Genomic DNA, 21,796 nt, shown 5'->3' on the forward strand with positions numbered 1-21,796 from the left:
AGTGCAGAGGTACAAGTCATACTTCAAACGAGGTTAACGCTGTCACTCTTTTATATAGGATTGACGATAGGTTTTTTATGAGATGCCAGATGTAGGCACATATCTAGCAGTCTATTGGCATAGCCCCATTCGTTGTCGTACCATGCAAAAACCTTGTATTGCCCGCCCACTTGCATCAGCTGTTGCCCATCAATAATCAGCGATTCAGTTTGATGGATAAAATCGCTGGATACCAGTGGTTCTTCGGTATAAGCCATGATGTCATGCAAATGTGCCTGACTGGCCGATTTGAGTACCTCACGAATAGCCTCGACACTGACATCTGGTGTATCAAACACGAAGGTGACATCTATCGCCGCCACATCGATGGTCGGCACGCGTATCGAATGTCCATTTATCTTGCCCACCATCGCTGGTAGCACCCGCTCTGTCGCAGCGATACTGCTAGAGGTAGTAGGAATGATATTATAGCCGGAAGCGCGCGCCCGTCTTGGATCACGGTGCGCCTGATCTAGCACGGTCTGATCAGCGGTGACCGCATGAATCTCCGTCATCATGGCAGACGTCACACCAAACGCCTTATCAAGGGTGTCAATGAGCGGCACCAAAGCCTGCGTGGTACAAGAGACACTCGATATAATCGGTAGCTCAAGCGTTAATGCCTCCGTATTCACACCCATAACGATACAGGCATCCACATCATCGAATGGTGCAGCACCGATAATCACTTGCTGCGCGCCAGCGTCGATATGTAGCGTCGCTTGCTCATAAGAGCGAAAGTGTCCAGTGCATTCTAGTACCACATCGACACCCAGTGCCTGCCAAGGTAGGTTTTGTGGATCAGGCTCTGATAGCATATTGATGCAGTAAGTCAGATTGTTCTTGGTAAGGCAAAGCTGGGTCTTGCTAGCGTCATCTGCACCACTCTCTACAAGCTCAGCATTGACGCCCAGTCGACTGAGGCGACCGTGCGTGCTGTCAAATTTTAACAAATGCAGCAGGATATCCGCTGGCGCTAAATCGTTAATCGCCACCACATGAATGGCACGGCCTAAAACCTCAAAGCGCTCTAACAAGGCGCGAAGTACATTGCGCCCTATACGTCCAAAGCCATTGATAGCGACTCTCAGTGGCTGCGCGTGCTCACCAGTGGTACGATAGCTCGCTGCTATCGGGTCAGAGGTCAATTGATAAGTGGCGCTAGAAAAATCAGGCATAACAAGTTATCGCTATTTTATAAAGGGCGGTAGGATCGGCGCGCTGTCACCTTGAACGTGCTTTGTTTTGATGGCTGCTACCTATCAAAGCTTAATAGACGTTATGGCGTGATAAAAATCAGCGCTAAACGAATAGTATTGTAGTCGATACTTTGTTTAAGATGATCAAATATCGGACGCAGTTTGATACTACCATCATCATTAAAATCGTTCGGATTATTGGCAACTTTAATGGCGACATAGGCATTACCAACGGCTGTCATCACCTCATCCTCTGGGCGCAGATGATCGCAGGCGAGGCTTGGATCTTGTGCCTTTAGATCGCCAATATGACGCATGATGGTTGATTGTGACAGCTGACGCGCTTGCGAGATTTCTGCAATGGTCAAGCTCTCTTCTAACAACACTCTGGTCGCAAGCAAGGTGCTGTCTGACTTATCAGAGACCTGATTGCCAAGCTTCTGTTTTTTATCGAGCTTCGCATGCTGTTGTTCGCGGCGCTTTTTTTGTAGAGTGGCATAGGCATCAATCACAGACTTACTCAATGTACCGCCTGACTTCAAGGTGAATTTTTCATGTGCCTGCTGCATGCTCTCTTCATCTAGCATCGCATAATTGGCATCGGCTTCGTCAGACAGTACCAAAAACCGCTTGTCTGCCCCACGTGCCAACGGATCAAGTTGCAAGCTCATGTCATTCATACCCAGCAGTTGCAAACCAGACAGCGATTTGAGTCGTGACAGTGCCACATAGCCCTGCCCAAGCTCAAAGGTACGTGATAAGTCAATTTCTGCCGCATCGAGGGTCATGCCTTGCGATTTGTGAATCGTAATCGCCCATGCTAGACAGAGCGGTACTTGCTCATAGCTTGCCAGCACATCACCGGTTTCATCTTCGATCATCCATTCTTCAGGCTCGGCGATGACTTCACGGCCTGAGTTAAGCCTAACCACCGGCATTTTTTGCGTGGTTGGTTTTTTGGTTTTTGGTTTTTCTTTATCTTTTTTGGCAGCACTCTTTTTACCTTTAGCGGTATTTTCGACAGAATCATCTTCATTAGCATTGTCTTCATTAGTATCGTCACTACTATCATCTTCGATTAACGCCTCACTGCTGTCCTTGCTCTCATCGATTTTAACAGCAGCAAAACCAATCAGCTCACCCATAGTACCGTTGGAGACGCCAAGCTCGGCATTGTTTTTGATAAACATCACCTTTGCGCCCACTTTGAGAATCAGCTCATCTTGGGTACGTACCGTCTTTTTTAGAGTCTCAACCAGCTTACTGTCGCCTGTCGCAGTCGCCTCAAAGCGCATCATCTCTCCATCTAACGCGGCCAGCTCTTTGTCATTAATTTTATTGACGTTGAGATTATGTGTATAGAGACGAGTGCGCTTGATATCAACGCTTTGATCATAGGTGGCTTCTAACGCAGCAATCGCCTCAAAGGTCACTTCCTGACGACGAATTTGGTTAAGAATATCGTCTAAATCAAGCCCGCCATTGGCGGCTTCGCTGACCTGCCGATGCTGCTCAGACAAGTAGCAAATATGAAACTTAGCATCGAGCCACGCTTCCGACATAAAAGCAAACTTTTCACGATTGCTCTCACCCTTACTACCGATCGGTGGTAACTGAAAAAAGTCACCCGCTACCACTACCTGAATACCGCCAAAAGCTTTGTCATTTTTGCGTACATGTTTGAGTACTTGGCTGACCAAATTGATCTGCTTAGCGTGCAGCATCGATATTTCATCAATGACCAATACCGCAGTATCTTTTAATCGGTCTGCTAAAAATTGCTTACGCGCTAAATTGCTCAAGTCGCGATCAGACAACTCATCTTTGATACCAATACCTGACCAACTATGAATTGTCGTACCATTCATATGAGTGGCAGCAATGCCCGTACTCGCGGTGACGGCAACCGGCACACGTCGCGCACGAAGATAGTCGATGTACTGGTTGAGAGTATAGGTTTTACCTGAACCTGCTGAGCCAGTCAAAAAGACGTTTTGACCTGTTTTTAGGATATCAAGAGCAGAAGATTGACGCATAGATCCAAACCAATTAAATGAATAGTAATAAGAAGAAGAGCATAAAAAATAAAGTATAGAAAAAGAAAGCTGCCACGTCTAAGTAAAGAACCCTAGCAAGCCGAGATAGCAAGCCAAAGTAGATGGCAACAATTATAACAGCTGCATTCGCTTTGCGAACCACTTTAACCGTTACATATCACATAACTTAAAGTTATATGATACAAAATATATCATTATAAAAAGTCATTATCGTTCCGCACCAAAGCTCAGTACGATAGGGTGATAACTTGTTCAGGAAGACCAAGTATTTATCTTCATGTGACTATACGCTTCACCTGACTATACTTTAAGTAACTCTATTTTAAATAGCCATAATACACAACAAGGAGTGGTTAATGTTATACGCTTATCCCAATACTGAAAACAGTCCCGTCCAGTTCCGCGAAAAATACGACAACTTTATCAATGGTGAGTGGGTAGCCCCCATTGATGGCGAATATTTTGATAACTCAAGTCCAATCGATGGTAAAACCTTCTGTCAGATCGCACGCTCTAAAGAAGCAGATGTTGAAGCTGCCCTAGATGCCGCTCATGCAGCAAAAGACGCGTGGGGCAAAACCAGCGTCACTGAACGCTCTAATATGTTGCTCAAACTTGCCGACGGTATCGAAGCCAATTTAGAGGCCATCGCTATCGCTGAGAGCTATGAAAACGGCAAGCCCGTACGTGAAACCCTCGCCGCAGATATTCCAATCGCCATCGACCATTTGCGTTACTTCGCTGGTGTGATTCGCGCACAAGAAGGCGGTATTAGCCAAATTGATGAAGATACCGTTGCCTATCATTTTCATGAGCCACTTGGCGTCGTCGGTCAAATCATCCCGTGGAACTTCCCTATTCTAATGGCGATCTGGAAAATTGCGCCTGCACTTGCAGCGGGTAACTGTGTCGTCCTAAAGCCTGCCGAGCAAACCCCTGCGTCTGTCTTATTTATGCTTGACATAATAGGCGCGGCGGACATTCTGCCTAAAGGCGTACTGAACGTCATTAATGGCTTTGGTGTAGAAGCTGGTAAACCAATTGCTTCAAACCCACGTATCGATAAAGTGTCCTTTACGGGTGAGACCACCACTGGTCGCTTAATCATGCAATACGCCAGTGAAAATATCATTCCAGTAACGCTAGAGCTGGGCGGTAAAAGTCCAAACATCTTCTTTGCCGATATCATGGACGAAGACGATGACTTCTTAGACAAAGCCGTCGAAGGTTTGGTGATGTTTGCGCTGAACCAAGGCGAGGTTTGTACTTGCCCATCACGCGCACTCGTACACGAAAGCATCTATGATGAATTTATGAAACGCTGTATCGCCCGCGTTAAAGCCATCAAAATGGGCAACCCGCTTGATACCGATACCATGATTGGTGCTCAAGCCAGCTCAGATCAGCTAGAAAAAATTCTATCTTATCTTGATATCGGTAAAAAAGAAGGTGCCAAAGTCTTAGTCGGTGGTGAACTTGCCAAACATGATGGCGACATGGCAAATGGTTATTATGTACAGCCAACTATCTTTGAAGGCACGAATGACATGCGCGTGTTCCAAGAAGAAATCTTTGGCCCTGTACTTGCTGTCACTACCTTTAAAGACGATGAAGAAGCGATGACTCTCGCCAATGATACGTTATATGGTCTGGGTGCTGGTGTCTGGACACGTAACGGCACTCGTGCATATCGTTTCGGTCGTGGCATCAAAGCCGGTCGCGTTTGGACGAACTGCTATCACCTCTATCCTGCGCATTCAGCGTTTGGTGGCTACAAACAGTCAGGTATTGGTCGTGAAAACCATCTAATGATGCTCGATCATTATCAGCAGACCAAAAACATGCTGGTTTCATACAGTCCTAAAGCGATGGGTTTCTTTTAAATCAGTCTTTGGTTGTTTTCTAAATAAATCAATGCAATCTGTCGCAAGGTAGGTTGCATTTTTGCTTTAATGAAGTGTCGATAAGAATTAAAAGTATCGATAAGAATGAGCTATTCATAAGTTACAAGGAGTTAGTTATGAAAGTCACGGCGACAGAATCCTGCAAAGCATTAATTGAATTGCTAAAATCTAAGCATGGCGAGCTGATGTTCCATCAATCGGGTGGCTGCTGTGATGGCAGCTCGCCCATGTGCTACCCATTGGGCGAATTTAAAGTGGGTGGACAAGACGTCCTCGTCAGTGAGCTGGTTGGTTGTCCATTTTATATGGGCAAAGCGCAATATAACCTATGGCAACATACCGATCTGACCATTGATGTCGTCAATGGACGTGGTGCCAGCTTTTCGCTAGAAATACCTGAAGGTAAACGCTTTATCGTACGCTCAGAAGTCTGTGCGGTATAAGGGCGTTTGGTACAAAATCAGACAGCGTAAACTCTAAACGATGAGCTTAATATCCTCAAGCCAGTCTGTTCTATAGTGCTTACGCAAATAGATACCGCAGAGTCATTTTTATTTTATTATTTCAGCAAAATAATAGATATTGTAAAGCGTACCCTACTTTAATGTGCGCGTTTTAATTAGCATGGATGCTATAAGGAATATAAAATGGAATTTGACAAAAATTTTGATTACGTCATCGTTGGTGGCGGTTCAGCAGGCTGTGTGCTCGCCAGCCGTCTCACAGAAAACCCAGATATCAGTGTTTGCTTATTAGAGTACGGTGGTGACGGCAAAGACTTGGCAGTTCGTGTCCCTGCTGGACTGATTTTAATGGTACCGGGCAAGCCACTAAAATTAAACAATTGGTGCTTTCATACCACCCCTCAAGAACACCTTAATAACCGACGCGGCTTTCAACCGCGCGGTCAATGTTTGGGTGGCTCCTCCGCTATCAATGCCATGATTTATACCCGTGGCAGTGCGCTTGATTATGAACGCTGGGTCGAGCAAGGTTGCACAGGCTGGGGTTTTGATGATGTACTGCCCTACTTTATTAAAGCAGAAAACAATATCCATGGTAGCGACGAGCTGCATGGTGATAGTGGACCACTTCATGTCAGTGATTTACTAAGTCCACGTGATATCTCGAAAGCCTTTGTAGAAGCTGCCATTGCCAATGGTTTAGATAAAAATGATGACTTTAACGGCAAAAAACAAGACGGTGCAGGTCTCTATCAAGTCACCCATTTCCACGGAGAAAAACAAGGGCAACGCTGCTCTGCCGCAGCCGCCTATCTACATCCCGTCCAAAATCGCCCGAACTTAACGGTCATTACTCATGCGCAAGCCAACCGTGTCATTATTAAAGACAATCAAGTCGTCGGGGTGGCGTACGAAAAAGACGGTGTCGAGCATAGTGTGATGGCGCACCAAGAGGTCATACTGTCAGGCGGTGCCTTTGGCTCCCCTAAAGTCTTGATGCTATCGGGCATTGGTCCTGCTGAACATTTGCAGTCTCATGGCATCGAGGTGGTGGTAGATGCACCCGACGTTGGCGGTAACTTACAAGATCATTTAGACGTCGTTTTTGATTACGAGGTCAATACGACTGATGTCATCGGTCTTGGTATGGCGACTATTTCAACCTTGACCAAAAGCATTCGTCAATGGCGAAAAGATGGCACAGGTCTGTTATCTACCAATTATGCAGAAGCAGGCGCGTTCTTTAGTGTCGGTGACGACCCAAAAGAGTGGCCAAATACTCAGCTGCATTTTGTCATCTCTCGCGTAATTGAACACGGACGTGATCTTAGACGTGGTTTTGCCGTTTCTTGTCATACCTGTTATCTACGCCCTGAAAGTCGCGGTACCGTCAGGCTTGACTCTGCCAATCCCTCAGACGCCGTATTGATTGATCCAAACTATCTCTCTGACCCCAAAGATGTAGAGTATATGGTGGCAGGCGCTGAGCGTACGCGAGCCATTATGCAAGAGTCGTCAATGGCCAAATATATTACCGAAGACTACCCTGCCCCTTATATCGAAAAAGACGGCATGCTTGGCTATATTCGCAACAAGTCGGACACTATCTACCATCCGGTGGGCACTTGCCGCATGGGTTCAGATGAGAGCTCAGTGGTTGACTTAGAGTTAAAGGTACGCGGTGTGCGTGGATTACGCGTGATTGATGCCTCAGTGATGCCAACGCTGATTAGCGCCAATACCAATGCACCAACGATTATGATTGCTGAGAAAATGGCCGATCTTATCAAAGCCAAACATGAAAATGTTGAGCAAGCTATTTCATAAGATACAGATTCATAAAATACAGAAGGATGAGCACCTTATAATGGGTGCTCTTTTTTAAAATCGTATCTACTAAAAACTTTATATTCAACAAAATGATAATAAGCCGATTGTATAAAAATCTGGCTCATATTTTTTCGTCGCTATTTTTAGGACTTATTTAGACTATTCTATATTAGGGTCTGTTGAATATTCAAATACAGACCCTCGCAATCTATCTTCTAGCTTTAGAATGTCGAAAAAATTGACAAGCTGCGTTAGATTGCTAAATTCAGTGGCTATTAGTGTATTAGGGCTAGGGCTTGCCCTCATTTTTAAAATGAGGACAAGCCCTAGCCCTAATACATTCGGAAATAAAGATATTAAAACGGTACATTTTCTATCAAAACTATCTTAGAGATGGCTTGCGTTACTACTGTTTAAAAGAGTATATTTAAACGACTTATTTATATTGGTATTTTTTGCAATCTGAATTCAGGTAAATACAACCTCATTCATTTTTTATTTTGTATACTGAAAATATCATATAAATACTATTCTAAAGGGAATTAGAAGCTCGTCAGTTATATTTACGTTTCGAAAGCGAAACTATAACTATATTGGCGGCTATTTATCATTACATAGGATGTAATAATGCAGAACTCACTCTTCAAACTTACGATGTTGACGACGCTTGCCTTGGGTATTAGTGCTTGTAGTGGAGACAACAAAACCACCGATGACTCTGCTGCCAGCTCAGATGCCAAAGCAGCTAAAACGTTGCTCTATTGCTCAGAAGGTAGCCCCGCTGGTTTCGATCCGGCACAGTATACGTCAGGCACTGATTTTGATGCGAGCGCCTTCCCCATCTACAACGGCTTGGTAGAATTCAAAAGAGCGGGTACCGAAATTCAACCAGGACTGGCTGAAAGCTGGGATGTCAGCGAAGATGGTAAGACGTACACCTTTAATCTGCGCAAAGGCGTCAAATTTGGTAAGACGGATTACTTTACTGCCACTCGAGATTTTAATGCAGATGACATTCTCTTCACGCTAGAACGCATAACCAACCCAGACTTTGACTTTAACAAGGCCTATCCTGCTGAATTCCCATATTCTGTCGGCATGGGACTGCCTGATATCATCTCCAATATCGAAAAGGTTGATGATTATACTGTCAAAATTACGCTCAGCGAGACCAATGCACCGTTTTTACAGAACCTAGCGATGCCCTTTGCTTATATCAACTCTGCTGAATACGCCAACAAACTAATGGCTGATGGCAATGCGGCTGATATTAATACCAAGCCAGTGGGTACTGGACCTTTCGTCTTTACTTCCTATCAAAAAGATGCGCAAATTCGTTATACCAAGAATCCAGATTATTGGAACAAAGACGACATCCATATCGACAATCTGGTCTTTGTTATCACCAAAGATTCAGCTGTTCGTGCTCAAAAAGTGCAAGCGGGCGAGTGTCATGTATCTGCTTATCCAAAACCTGCCGAGATTGAATCTGTCAAAAAATCAGGCAAAGCCACGGTCCTTGATCAGCCTGGCTTCAACGTCGGCTACGTCGGCTACAACGTAGAAAAACCTAAGCTGAGTGATCTGAAAGTCCGTCAAGCACTAGATATGGCCATCAATAAAGACGCTATTATCAATGCGGTCTATCAGAGCGAAGGTCTCAAAGCGACCAATCCTATGCCGCCAACGCAGTGGGGCTACGACAAATCCCTCAAAGATGCGCCTTATGACGTTGAAAAAGCAAAAGCCCTTATCAAAGAAGCGGGTGCAGACAATCTCGCTATCAATCTATGGTATATGCCAGTTCAACGACCTTACAACCCTAATGCCAAACTTATGGCTGAAATGCTCCAAGCAGATTGGGCTAAGATTGGTGTTGATACCAATCTTGTGACTTACGAGTGGGGTGAGTATCTAAAGCGCGCTGCTAAAGGTGAGCCCGATGTCATTCTAGCCGGTTGGACTGGTGACAATGGTGATCCTGACAATTGGCTTGGTTCATTATTGTCTTGTGACGCTGTCGGCGGAAACAACTATTCGCGCTGGTGTAATAAAGACTTTGATAATTTAGTGACCAATGCCCGTCAGATCAACAATCAAGACGAACGCATCAGTGAGTATGAACAAGCTCAGCAGATATTCAAAGAGCAGCTACCTTGGACGACGATGGCGCATTCAGTCGTGACGGTATTCACCGCACCAAACGTAGTTGATTATAAGATTAGCCCGCTTGGCTCAATACGTTTCGATGGTGTGAAAGTCGAATAATCTTAACTGATTAATTTCGGTACGACATATACGATTGATTCATTTATATTCGGCTGGGTCAGATACTCTGCTCCAGCCGAACTCATATGAGTTAAGCGCTTCGTTAAGCGTTCTGTCACCGACACTCTCATCACTACCAATACTCTAATCATTGAACCACAACTATTGAGCAGCCCATGCTACTTTATATTCTGCGTCGTATTGCCATTCTCATTCCTGTCTATCTTGGCTTAACGCTATCAACCTTTACTCTGATTCGTCTCGTACCTGGAGATGCCGTCGAGATTATGATGGGTGAGCGTATGGTTGATCCAGAGCTACATGCTCGCGCCCTAGAAAGGCTAGGATTAGACAAACCTCTCATCGTCCAATATTGGGATTACTTGACCGGTATCTTAACAGGTGATTTTGGTGAGTCCTTCCGTACTCGAACCCCCGTATTACAAGATTTCTTTGCCCATTTTGTACCCACTTTAGAGCTAGCATTGTGCGCCATCGTCATTGCTAGCGTCATCGGTGTGAGCTTAGGTATCTTTGCCGCCCTACGCCGTGGTACTTGGATTGATTACACATTAATGTCAGGGGCGCTGGCAGGGTACTCTATGCCCATCTATTTATTAGGCCCTATCCTGACAGGTATATTTGCCCACTACTTAGGTCTACTGCCCGTTGCTGGGGTGATATCTGTGGCACAGTTTTTAGATGTCCAGCCATTGTATGGATCATGGCTACTCGGCTCTCTAAGCTCGGGAGAACCTGGCGCATTTTGGAATGTGGTCAAGCACTTTATCTTACCTTCCATTGCTTTATCGACCATTCCCTTAGCGATGATTGCGCGGATGACACGCTCAGCGATGTTAGAGGTGTTGGATGAAGATTATGTGCGTACGGCACGAGCCAAAGGCTTATCACCACGGAGAGTGATACTGATACACGTGATGCGCAATGCCTTGATTACCGTAGTCACTGTCGTTGGTTTACAGATGGCAACTTTGCTCGCTGGTGCAATTATCACCGAGACTATCTTTAGTTGGCCAGGTGTTGGTAATTGGCTACTCGATGGGTTTTTTACCCGTGATTATCCTATTGTGCAAAACGGTATTTTATTGGTCGCCACCGCCTTGATTTTAGTCAGTTTATTTATTGATATTTTGTATGGTCTGATCAATCCGCGTATTCGACATACTTCTTAATTTCACATTGATAAATACTCATATTATAAGTAGTGAAAAATAGCGATTGCATGGTTTTGAGTCTTTTTCAGCACATTCCTGAATGATTGCTAGGAATAGTTGCTAGAAATAGGACTCTACATACTTGCAACGTGTTAGCCACTATAGGAAATGCTCATGAAGCCTTCTGTTCTTCCCTCTGATGTTGACCTTACAGCCATGACACCGCCCTCGTCTTGGCAGCTATTTTTATCGACGTTTTGTCGCAATAAAGGCGCGGTACTTGGTTTTATTGTACTGGCACTGATGGTGCTTATTGCCATACTTGCGCCTGCTATTGCCCCTCATGACCCTTATGAATTATTTACTGGTCAAGAGCAATTGCCTCCTGCCTTTCTGGATGGCGGCAATACCATGTTTTGGCTAGGTACTGATGATGCTGGCCGAGATACCCTATCTCGGGTGATGTATGGCGCGCGTTACTCGTTGTTTATCGGTCTAAGTGCGACGACTCTTGCCATGTTGGTGGGTGTCTCATTAGGACTGAGTGCTGCGTTTTGGCCCAAAGTTTGGGGCAAGGCGGTGATGCTGGTCAATGATATCTTAATGTCTTATCCGAGCTTACTATTGGCGATCATCATTGCCGCTATTTTAGGCCCTTCTATGACCAACACGATTATTACCATCGCACTGGTCTGTACGCCACCCTTTATTCGGCTGACACGTGCCACTGCGATGGTAGAGCTACAACGTGAGTACTTTGTTGCCTCGCAAGTGATGGGTGCTGGTGTGCTCAGGTTATTGTTTGTGACCATTCTACCCAACTGCATGGCGCCGCTCATCGTACAAGCGACGATGATTTTTTCCTCTGCAATTTTAGAAGCAGGCGCGATTGGTTTCTTAGGCTTTGGTGTACAGCCACCTGATGCCGAATGGGGCGCGATGCTCGGTACAGCACGTCAATATATTCAAAGTAATGTTTGGCTGGCTATTTGGCCCGGTGTCGCTATTTTCTTGGCTGCCCTGTCGATTAACTTGACTGGTGATGGCTTACGCGATGCGCTAGATCCCAAATTAAAGCAGGTGACCTAAGATGATTGATCCATTAATTAAAACGCCAACCAGCCATACCTCTATGAATGGTGCATCAGCAAAAGAATCACCTTTACTATTAGACATCGAGAACCTGTCCGTCACTTTTGGACAAGGAGTGCGTGCTTTTCGTGCCGTCGATGATGTGTCATTGAAAATAACACAAGGCGAAGTTATCGCCGTGGTGGGTGAATCTGGCTCAGGCAAATCCGTCACGATGATGGCACTGATGGGACTGTTGCCACCCTCTGCGACCGTGCGTGCTCAGCGAGTTATGTTTGATAACAAAGATATGCTTAGCATGCCAGCCAAAGAGAAACGCGGCATCATTGGCAAAGACATCTCTATGATTTTTCAAAATGCGATGTCTTGCCTAAACCCAAGCTTTACGGTTGAGATGCAGCTGGGTGAAGTACTACGCAAGCATCTTGGTTTGCGAGGGTCAGCCGTACAGACGCGTATATTAGAATTGCTAGAGTTAGTGGAAATGCCCGATGCGAGAAACCGACTCAAGGTCTATCCGCATCAGCTGTCAGGTGGCATGAGTCAACGGGTTATGATTGCGATGGCTATTGCTTGTGAGCCAAAACTACTTATCGCCGATGAACCGACTACGGCTCTGGATGTCACGGTACAAGCGCAAATCATGGATTTACTCAGCCGATTGCAACGCGAAAAACAAATGGCAATGGTATTGATCACTCATGATTTGGGTTTGGTCGCGCAAAACTCTCGTGATGTCGCGGTCATGTATGCTGGGCAAGTGGTTGAAACCAGTACCGTGCCAGAGATTTTTCAAAATCCTGCGCACCCTTATACTGAGGCATTGCTCCAAGCTATCCCTGAGCTGGCTATTGGTCAAGACCGACTGAATAGCTTACCAGGAGTTGTGCCCAGTCAATACGATCGCCCAAGCGGTTGCTTACTGTCCCCTCGCTGCCCGTACAAAGAGTCCGCTTGCGAAGTACCACCGCCCATATTAGACACGCCTACTGGCAAGGTGCGTTGTATTCATTCTGATCCTTCTTCTCGCAACCCTATCTCTCACGCTGCTACCTTGGAGTCACAATTATGAGTAATAAAGTGGTCCTAAAAGCAGACAATCTACACAAGCATTATCCCGTATCTCAAGGCTTGGGTAAGGCAAAAGCGTATGTTAAAGCCCTCAATGGTATCTCATTCGAGCTTGAAGCTGGCAAGACACTGGCCGTCGTTGGTGAATCAGGCTGCGGTAAATCCACGCTTGCCCGCCAGCTAACGCTGATCGAAGAGCCCACTCATGGTCAGCTATTTATCAATGATGAAGGCACCACTGACTATAGTAGAAAGGCGCTCAAAGAGCTGCGTACCGAAATTCAAATGGTCTTCCAAAACCCTTATGGTAGCTTAAATCCGCGCCATACTATTGGCTATCAATTAACTGAGCCATTGGATATCCATACCAAACTCTCTAAAGAAGATAAGCGTGACAAAATCAACGAGATGATGAGAAATGTTGGTCTACGTCCCGAGCATGCTGGCCGCTATCCTCATATGTTTTCTGGTGGTCAGCGCCAACGGATTGCCCTCGCCCGCGCGATGATGCTCAACCCTAAGATTGTCGTCGCTGATGAGCCAACTTCCGCGCTCGATGTATCGATTCAGGCACAAGTCTTAAATCTATTTATGGATTTGCAGGATGAGTATCGTACCGCTTACGTTTTTATCTCGCATAACTTATCGGTCGTACGCCATGTCGCTGATGATGTGATGGTGATGTACTTAGGTCAAGCCGTCGAACACGGCCCGAAAGAAGCAATTTATAACGCGCCAAAACATCCTTACACCATCGCGTTATTGGCGGCCGCACCAACGGTCAGTGGTCATAAAAATGATTTGACCCTACAAGGTGAGTTACCGAGTCCGCTCAATCCACCAAGCGGCTGTGCCCTGCACAAACGTTGTCCATATGCCAAGCAGCAATGCAGCGAAATAGAGCCACAACTGCGCGAATGGGACGGCCGATTGGTGGCTTGTTTACGCTTGGAAGAAATATATGGTTAAAGTAACTAAAGATTAGTCAATATTTACCACACCGCGACATTTAGGAAACTTGCTACAACCAAAAAAGGCCTGACCTTGATTCAGGCCTTTTTTGGCAACACGCTTGATCATCTCACTGCTACACTTTGGGCAGGTTGGTGTTTGGATCAAATCAGATGTATGGTCTATCACCTCAAGTGTCGCAGAGGAATCCGTTGCTAATTCAAGCTCTACAATTTCGAATGGCGTAAGAAACACTTTATCGGCAATATCATGGAACATACTGGTATGCGGCGTACTTATCTGCTGAGTGTTCAAGCTATCAATTGGTAAGTCGCTAGATTCAATCTCAGTCTGACCAGACCATCGCAGTACTTCTCTACTTTTTAGCGTGGCTCGTTTAGCGGTTTCTTTTACTATCGGCTCAAGTATTGGCTTATTAGCCATTTTAGCAGCTGGCTTGTCATTAGCGTTATCGCTAGGCTGCTTATTTGACTGGCTATGCTTATCTTTCAGATAGGCCTTATGCTCTCTATTGGTTCGCCAAGACTTGCTAAATTTATTGCTGTTAATCTGCTCAACGATGGACTTAACCTCGTCTTCAGTCAATATTTCATCCTGCTTTTTCTTAACATAAGACGCCATTCCACTCGTCAATACGTTTTCGGGTAACTCATCACGGGTTTTTAACTCGCACTCACCGATGAAAGCAATCATCGAATGGAAGTAGTTCAACTCCAATCCTAATAAATCTGCGAGCGTTTTGATATGTAGATAATTTTGGCGCAGTGGGTTCTGGAATTTGAATTTACTTCCATTCGGGAAAGCTTGTGTCCACTGCTTTTGCTTCTCGCTACCATATATCCAGCCTTTATAGTTTTTGGTTTCAATGACAAAGATGCCGTATACGGAGACGATGATATGATCGATTTGGGTACTACCACCGTTGGCTCTTGGCAAGGTAATACCGTTTAATCGGTGATAGACGTTTTTTTCTAGCTTAAGCCACATGGCGACGTTGATGACGGTTTCACCTAAGAAACCTTTGAAGCTGGATTTTAGGGACATTATTTCTTACTCTATCGATAGAATTTACTTAATTGGCACTCACATCAAATATTCATTTAATATAACCAATAAACTAACCTTTTAACGACTCACTCCATTGTTTGATACAGTCGATTTGCTTATTTACGGTGGTTAATTTATCTAGATCATCACAATGGTCAAAAGTCCCAACTCTGTTAGTGCCTCGCTTTCCCATTTCAATTATATAGCCAACTTTTCCTTGTGACATTTGCTGCCCCATACTTGAGCAGACAAAATCTAATCTACATCCATTAATACATATAACAATGTTTTTAGGCTCTAATAGCGCCCTTAGTCCGAATAAAGCCTTATAAAAATCACTATCTTGAAATTGATACCTACCAAGTCCAGCCAATACAAGAGTTAGTCCAACATTTTCAGAAGAAGCCGAATAGCTTTCAAATATTAACTCAGCACTTTCTTTAATTTTATTGTTATAGATAGCTACTTTTTGATGCATGATATTCATCTTTGTGTCCAGCCTATATAATTTTTTCTTTCGGATTATAGACATCTTTTTCAAGCTTTAGCCACATGACGACGTTGATAACGGTTTCACCTAGGAAGCCTTTAAAGCTGGATTTTAGGGACATGGTTTTTTACTCTAAAAATCTTAGACTATAAGGTTTTGAATCGCATCTAAAACTTCAGGGACTTTGACATCTATACCTTTTTCAACAGCCTTTGTCATGAGCGCCGATGACCAAACAAGAAACTTCGCACCAAGTTTATTTTTATCTGGCTCATTGTTAATAATATTTTCTAATTCATTAATGTCTTCATTTGGAACACCTAACTGCCTTAAATCATTAAGGACTTGCTCTACTTTTTCCGTATAGCTATTACTAATGCCTTGAGTGAAATCCTTGCCAACTCCAACGTTCGAACTTGCATTATTACCATAGATATTCGTAGTGATAATTTGACTTGCTATTTCTTTCTTTTCTGCATCAATCATATAATCATCCTTAAGATTAGGAAATGCTTTGTTTAATTCTAATAATGTGTCAAGCAACGACTGTTTGGTCATGTTCAAGATATCCCCTAACTGACTAAACTGTAATTTTCTCTTAATTGCAGATATATCATAGCGCTGTGTCATTTTTCGAATGGGAATTACCATTTTAATTGGAAAATCTATATAGCCATATGTTTCATTTGAACTTTCGGAATTTAAGTAATTTTCCTCAATACTGCTTATACTCCCAGTATGTGTTATTCGATAGATATCCCAATCGACCTGATTGTCTATGCTTGATAAGTCGATTGGGACAATTCTAGTCCCATGATATGTATCATCTAGCTGAGCAAATATATCACAACTCAGTTGACGATAATTTGGTACTGATTCTTCGTTATCATAGCCATTAAGCTCTCTATTTATCCAGTCTTTAAACTCATCATTATCTATTTGATATGCAATAATTTTGGCTCTCGTTAATGCCTGAGTTATCGAAACTTTATCGTAACTAATATCACTTATTAATTTTTTAATCATTATAATATCCAATCAATAGCCTTAAAATTTAAATACATTTTAATCTATCATACAATAATTCTCTTGAGACACCTTTAGCATTTATACATTAATCTATACGCCTTTGGCTATGTAGATAAAGGCATGTGAATAAGAATAGTGACAAATAAAAACCATAAAAAAAAGCCACTAGATTTCTCTAGTAGCTCTTTTTTAAACACTAACTAAGTTAGGTCTATTACACCAAACTATTTACCGCTTCAACCACAGCGTCAGTCGTAATACCAAACTCTTTGTACAACTGGTCTGCAGGAGCAGATTCGCCATAAGTGGTCATGCCGATGACTTTGCCATCTAGACCAACAAACTTATACCAGTAATCCACATGCGCGGCTTCTACAGCTACGCGAGCACGGATATTGGCAGGTAATACGGCTTCACGATAGCTAGCATCTTGCTCAACGAAAATCTCTGCACATGGCATAGACACCACACGGACGCCAACACCATTTGCGCTCAACGCTTCATACGCTTCCATCGCTAGGCCAACTTCTGAACCAGTCGCGATGATAATAGCTTGTAGCTCGCCCTGCTCTTTCGCAAGTACATAACCACCTTTGGTGATGTTCGCTACTTGCTCGCTGTCACGTGCTTGATGTGGCAAGCTTTGACGGCTAAAGATCAATGCTGATGGGTTATTTTCTGATTTGATTGCTTCTACCCAAGCACTTGCAGATTCAGTCGCATCACACGGACGCCATGTACGCAGATTTGGCGTAGTACGTAGGCTAGTCAATTGCTCAACTGGCTGATGCGTTGGGCCATCTTCACCCAGACCGATAGAGTCGTGCGTATAGACATGGATGACGCGCTGCTTCATCAATGCGCCCATGCGTACCGCGTTACGTGCGTATTCCATAAACATCAGGAAGGTTGCTACGTAAGGAATAAAGCCGCCATGCAATGCGATACCATTGGCAATCGCGGTCATACCGAACTCGCGCACGCCATAATAGATATAGTTGCCGTCAGCATCTTTTTCGATGCCTTTAGCGCCTTTGAATAGCGTCAGGTTCGAGCCAGCTAGATCCGCTGAACCGCCTAGCAATTCTGGTAATAATGGTTGTAAGGTATTGATGGCGTTTTGACTGGCTTTACGGCTAGCAACATCGCCGCCCGCTTCTTGCGTTTGCTGAATATAGGCTTGTGCTTGGCTATCAAAGTCAGCAGGCAAATCACCATTTAGACGACGCAATAGCTCAGATGCCAGTTCAGGATAGGCTTTCTTATAAGCATCAAAGTCCGCTTCCCAGTTCTTTTGCTGTACGTCACCTTTGGCTTTAGCATCCCACGCTTCATAGATTTCGTCATCTAATTCAAATGGCGCATGCTTCCAAGACAATGCATCACGAGTCAAAGCAATTTCGTCATCACCTAGTGGTGCGCCATGACTGGCTGCTAGACCTTGTTTGTTCGGGCTACCAGCACCGATCGTGGTTTTGCAAATCAAAAGACTTGGTTTGGTAGTCTCTTTAAGAGCCTGCTCAGTTGCCTGCGTGATCGCATCGGCATCATGACCATCTACTTTGATAACTTGCCAACCGTAAGACTCAAAACGCGCTTGCGTATCATCTGTGAACCAGCCTTCGACATTACCATCGATAGAGATGCCATTGTCATCATAGAAGAAGACTAACTTGCCAAGACCTAACGTGCCAGCCAATGAGCACACTTCATGACTGATACCTTCCATCAAGCAACCATCGCCTAAGAATGCATAGGTGTTATGGTCAACGATGTTATGGCCGTCACGATTGAACTGCGCGGCTAGGGTTTTTTCTGCAATTGCAAAACCAACGGCATTAGCAATACCTTGACCTAGTGGACCAGTAGTCGTCTCAACACCTGGTGTATAGCCAAGCTCAGGATGACCTGGAGTTTTTGAATGCAGTTGGCGGAAACCCTTAAGATCATCAACGCTGACGTCATAACCAGATAAATGCAGCAATGAATAAATAAGCATTGAGCCATGGCCATTCGATAATACAAAGCGGTCACGGTTGTGCCACTGTGGATCGGTTGGGTTGTGCTTCAAAAACTTGCGCCACAGAACTTCAGCAATATCAGCCATGCCCATCGGAGCACCTGGATGACCAGAATTGGCTTTTTGAACCGCGTCAAACGACAGTACACGGATGGCATTGGCTAATTTACGTTCGCTAATTGGAGCTGGCATAGAGTGTCCTAAGATTAAAGGAGAGTTTACTTGATTGAAAAAAGTTATTGAACTAAATTTGCTTAGATACTGGAATAGATGGCTCATTATAAACTAAGTGGCAACAATTTTCCCTGTTACGCCTAATCCACAACTTGATCGGGTCACATAATAAAAAATCAACTGACCGTTAACGACTTCAATATAGTGTTTCTCAAATTCTTGATAGCAAACATATTGAAGCCATTTCTCCTCTAGATAATCTGCCATTTGCTGATGGCTTACATTGTGCGCAAAGTTGCAACACAACGTGAGCATACAATTTGCATCATCATGACGCTCTTGATAAAGAAAGTCGCAACCAAGATTGTTTTCCATACAACAGAAATACACATTGGCATCTATTTCAAAGCCTAACAAATTGTCACCACTACTTTGACCGTGGATGAGATATTGTGAGTAATTGAGCTGATCAATTGTAGACAATGTATTCATGACGTGACTATTATCAAACTTCTATTCTTTCAGCACCGCCCATAAACGGACGCAATACTTCTGGAATGGTGATACTGCCATCTGCGTTTTGATGATTTTCCATGACAGCTAGCAACGTACGACCAACAGCCAAGCCTGACCCGTTCAAAGTATGAGCCAAGCTGGTTTGCTTGCCGTCTTTGACACGCGTACCCATGCGGCGCGCTTGGAAGTCACCGCAGTTAGAGCAGCTTGAGATTTCACGGTACGTATCTTGGCTCGGTAACCATACTTCGATGTCATAAGTCTTTTGTGCTGCAAAGCCCATATCACCCGTACATAGCTGAACCGTGCGGTATGGCAGGTTCAACTGCTGCAAGATATATTCGGCTTGTCCTGTCATTGCTTCTAGCAACTCATCAGACTGATCGCTAGTGGCAATATTGACCATCTCAACCTTTTCAAACTGATGCTGACGGATCAAACCACGGGTATCACGGCCATGTGAGCCAGCTTCACTACGGAAACAAGGCGTATGCGCGGTAAACTTAAGCGGCAGCTCGCTAATATCTAAACGCTCGCCACGTACCAAGTTGGTCATTGGTACTTCAGCGGTTGGAATCAAATAAAAATCCATGTCTTCGTTATTAGTATGGTTTTTTAGCTTAAACAAATCATCTTCAAACTTTGGCAGCTGCCCTGTACCTTTGAGGCTGTCTGAATTCACAATATAAGGCACATAGGTCTCAAGATAGCCGTACTTCATGGTATGGGTATTGAGCATAAATTGAATCAGTGCGCGATGCATCTGCGCCAACTGTCCTTTTAGCACATTAAAGCGACTGCCAGTCAGCTTGGTCGCCGCTTCAAAATCAAGCATGCCAAGTGTCTCACCGATATGGGTATGATCTTGAATCTCAAAATCAAACGCACGCGGTGTACCCCACTTGCGCACTTCTACATTGTCATCTTCTGAGGTACCCACTGGCACATCTGCTGCGGGTATATTTGGGATTTGCATAGCGGCTTTGTTGATACGCTCTTGTAAAGTGCGCAATTCATCTTCAGCCGCTTTAATCTCACCACTGACGCTTTGCATTTCAGCCAATAGCGCACTGGCATCTTCGCCTGATTTTTTTAGCGCGCCTACTTGCTTAGCACCAGCATTACGGCGCGACTGCAACTCTTCAGTTTTGATCTGCAAAGATTTACGCTCTGACTCAACTGTTTGCCAAAAATCTATATCGAGTGCATAACCACGAGTGGCCAGTTGCTGTTGTAAGTCGATTAAATCGCCGCGTAAGAGTTTTGCATCAATCATAATAGTTGCCTGTAACACTAAAGGTGAGTAAAAGGGTTAAAAAATATTATTAATAATTACCTAGCGCATGCACCGCTATGTTTTGCATCAATCTGTCTTGTAGCCGCTATAATACCAAGACGCAGCAGTTTTGACCATGTTTTGGCTACTTTTGATTAAGTTCTCATCTATTACTTTTATTATCTATAGAAAATCACATTTGTCTCAAATACATGGCCTAACGTTCAGCTCACCCCAATAAGCCTTGCCCCTCTCTATTAATGCCATTAATATCGCGTCTATCAGCGAACAGACCTGCTTATATGTTTCATTTAGGAATACTTTTCGGTAAGATAAGCGCATGCCTTTCTTACATTTTCAGCCAAGTACCGCATAGCTGCTCCACTTCGGCGATTTAAATCCAACACTTTTAACACAAGTATTTGAGAAACCTTTATGGCTCTGTATCCTTACACGCTCCAACCTGTCGCCTTAAACCTGACTGAGGCTGAATTTCACCAAGCACAGTATGAACTGTTTGCCAGTGCCAGCCCTTCATTTGGCCTATCAAGTTTAAAGACCAAAGAGTGGATCATCATGGCGGTGGTGGTGGTACTAGCCATTGCAGGGTTAATCTTTGTCACCGGCTATTCCACGATTATCTTTTGGGTCATGTTGGTTTCAGTGGTGGTTTATTTGTTGGTTCGCACTTTAGGTTTTAAATGGTATGTTAAAAGAGAATTCGAAAAACAAGTGGCGGATCAAGAGATGCCAGATGAAATGCGCCAGATGAAGTTGGGTGTACAAAAGCATGGCTTAGTGATGGCAATGCCCGTCAATCAACCTGATATGATGAAAAACTCACAAATGCGTGGCATGCAAATGCGCGCGAGCAACACTCAACAAGCCGTTATACCTTGGACTGCGATCAAAAGCTGGGATGAAACGGACGACTATATCTTTATGATGTTTGAGATGAAAGGTCAACAAGGCAGTCAGATTGTCCCTAAACGTCTGAAAGCACAAAAATTTCCTATCGATACAGTACGTCAGCATTTACTAGAAGTGATTCCTTCTAAAGGTCTAAACCCTGAAAACTTGCAGCCACCAGCATAATAGAGTTAAGCATTTCTCTATCATTTATAGTAATGGTAGAGAAAGCCAATTATAGTTTTATAAAACCAATCATAAAAT

17 protein-coding genes are annotated in these 21,796 nt (G+C 44.2%); 9 read left to right on the forward strand and 8 right to left on the reverse strand.

The window, feature by feature from the left end:
- Positions 1-50 precede the first annotated feature (50 nt).
- Both JMY08_RS04400 and JMY08_RS04405 read right to left on the reverse strand, forming a co-directional pair.
- Positions 51-1,217: a type I glyceraldehyde-3-phosphate dehydrogenase gene (locus JMY08_RS04400; RefSeq protein WP_227679589.1), complete on the reverse strand. Its 1,167-nt coding sequence runs from the start codon at positions 1,215-1,217 to the stop codon at positions 51-53.
- A 101-nt stretch (positions 1,218-1,318) separates the two neighbouring features.
- Positions 1,319-3,274: an AAA family ATPase gene (locus JMY08_RS04405; protein ID WP_201591235.1), complete on the reverse strand. Its 1,956-nt coding sequence runs from the start codon at positions 3,272-3,274 to the stop codon at positions 1,319-1,321.
- 377 nt (positions 3,275-3,651) lie between these two features.
- Between JMY08_RS04405 and JMY08_RS04410 the strand changes: the two genes are divergently transcribed.
- The 8 genes from JMY08_RS04410 to JMY08_RS04445 all read left to right on the forward strand — a co-directional run bounded on the left by JMY08_RS04410 (position 3,652) and on the right by JMY08_RS04445 (position 14,068).
- Positions 3,652-5,178 carry an aldehyde dehydrogenase family protein gene (locus tag JMY08_RS04410; protein WP_201591238.1) on the forward strand — a complete coding sequence of 509 codons (1,527 nt, stop codon included), beginning with the start codon at positions 3,652-3,654 and terminating at the stop codon, positions 5,176-5,178.
- A 137-nt stretch (positions 5,179-5,315) separates the two neighbouring features.
- The gene (locus JMY08_RS04415; RefSeq protein ID WP_194619101.1) at positions 5,316-5,642 is read left to right on the forward strand and encodes a DUF779 domain-containing protein; all 327 of its coding nucleotides are present in this window, start codon (positions 5,316-5,318) and stop codon (positions 5,640-5,642) included.
- A gap of 204 nt (positions 5,643-5,846) precedes the next feature.
- Positions 5,847-7,490 (forward strand): GMC family oxidoreductase, encoded by a 1,644-nt coding sequence (locus tag JMY08_RS04420; RefSeq protein ID WP_201591241.1) that lies wholly within the window; start codon positions 5,847-5,849, stop codon positions 7,488-7,490.
- Between the two features lie 630 nt (positions 7,491-8,120).
- Positions 8,121-9,761, forward strand: a complete 1,641-nt coding sequence (locus JMY08_RS04425; RefSeq protein WP_201591244.1) for an ABC transporter substrate-binding protein — start codon at positions 8,121-8,123, stop codon at positions 9,759-9,761.
- Between the two features lie 176 nt (positions 9,762-9,937).
- The gene (locus JMY08_RS04430; RefSeq protein WP_189580197.1) at positions 9,938-10,954 is read left to right on the forward strand and encodes an ABC transporter permease; all 1,017 of its coding nucleotides are present in this window, start codon (positions 9,938-9,940) and stop codon (positions 10,952-10,954) included.
- 156 nt (positions 10,955-11,110) lie between these two features.
- Positions 11,111-12,025, forward strand: coding sequence for an ABC transporter permease (locus JMY08_RS04435; protein ID WP_189580195.1), 915 nt, complete (start codon positions 11,111-11,113; stop codon positions 12,023-12,025).
- Position 12,026: 1 nt separating this feature from the next.
- Positions 12,027-13,100, forward strand: coding sequence for an ABC transporter ATP-binding protein (locus JMY08_RS04440; protein ID WP_265089738.1), 1,074 nt, complete (start codon positions 12,027-12,029; stop codon positions 13,098-13,100).
- Positions 13,097-14,068 carry a peptide ABC transporter ATP-binding protein gene (locus JMY08_RS04445; protein ID WP_201591261.1) on the forward strand — a complete coding sequence of 324 codons (972 nt, stop codon included), beginning with the start codon at positions 13,097-13,099 and terminating at the stop codon, positions 14,066-14,068. Before JMY08_RS04440 ends, JMY08_RS04445 begins: the two co-directional genes overlap by 4 nt.
- Positions 14,069-14,080: 12 nt before the next feature.
- Here JMY08_RS04445 and JMY08_RS04450 read toward each other — a convergent pair whose 3' ends face one another.
- The 6 genes from JMY08_RS04450 to serS all read right to left on the reverse strand — a co-directional run bounded on the left by JMY08_RS04450 (position 14,081) and on the right by serS (position 20,623).
- On the reverse strand, positions 14,081-15,115 hold the full coding sequence (locus JMY08_RS04450) for an NERD domain-containing protein (RefSeq protein ID WP_201591278.1): 1,035 nt from the start codon (positions 15,113-15,115) through the stop codon (positions 14,081-14,083).
- Positions 15,116-15,188: 73 nt separating this feature from the next.
- Positions 15,189-15,605, reverse strand: coding sequence for a hypothetical protein (locus tag JMY08_RS04455; protein WP_201591281.1), 417 nt, complete (start codon positions 15,603-15,605; stop codon positions 15,189-15,191).
- Between the two features lie 144 nt (positions 15,606-15,749).
- Complete coding sequence (locus JMY08_RS04460; RefSeq protein ID WP_201591284.1) at positions 15,750-16,634, reverse strand: hypothetical protein; 885 nt, start codon at positions 16,632-16,634, stop codon at positions 15,750-15,752.
- A 217-nt stretch (positions 16,635-16,851) separates the two neighbouring features.
- Complete coding sequence (gene tkt, locus JMY08_RS04465) at positions 16,852-18,849, reverse strand: transketolase (protein ID WP_201591287.1); 1,998 nt, start codon at positions 18,847-18,849, stop codon at positions 16,852-16,854.
- Positions 18,850-18,942: 93 nt separating this feature from the next.
- Entirely contained in the window at positions 18,943-19,323 is a 381-nt protein-coding gene (locus JMY08_RS04470) for a hypothetical protein (RefSeq protein ID WP_010196404.1), read from the reverse strand.
- A 13-nt stretch (positions 19,324-19,336) separates the two neighbouring features.
- A complete protein-coding gene (gene serS, locus JMY08_RS04475; protein ID WP_201591290.1) occupies positions 19,337-20,623 on the reverse strand; it encodes a serine--tRNA ligase in 1,287 nt (428 codons plus the stop codon).
- Between the two features lie 435 nt (positions 20,624-21,058).
- On the opposite strand from serS, the gene JMY08_RS04480 reads away from it, so the two are divergent.
- Positions 21,059-21,718, forward strand: a complete 660-nt coding sequence (locus JMY08_RS04480) for a YcxB family protein (RefSeq protein WP_201591292.1) — start codon at positions 21,059-21,061, stop codon at positions 21,716-21,718.
- The last annotated feature ends 78 nt before the right edge of the window (positions 21,719-21,796 follow it).

The organism is Psychrobacter sp. Pi2-51 (assembly GCF_904846665.1).
Classification (GTDB): Bacteria; Pseudomonadota; Gammaproteobacteria; order Pseudomonadales; family Moraxellaceae; genus Psychrobacter; species Psychrobacter glaciei.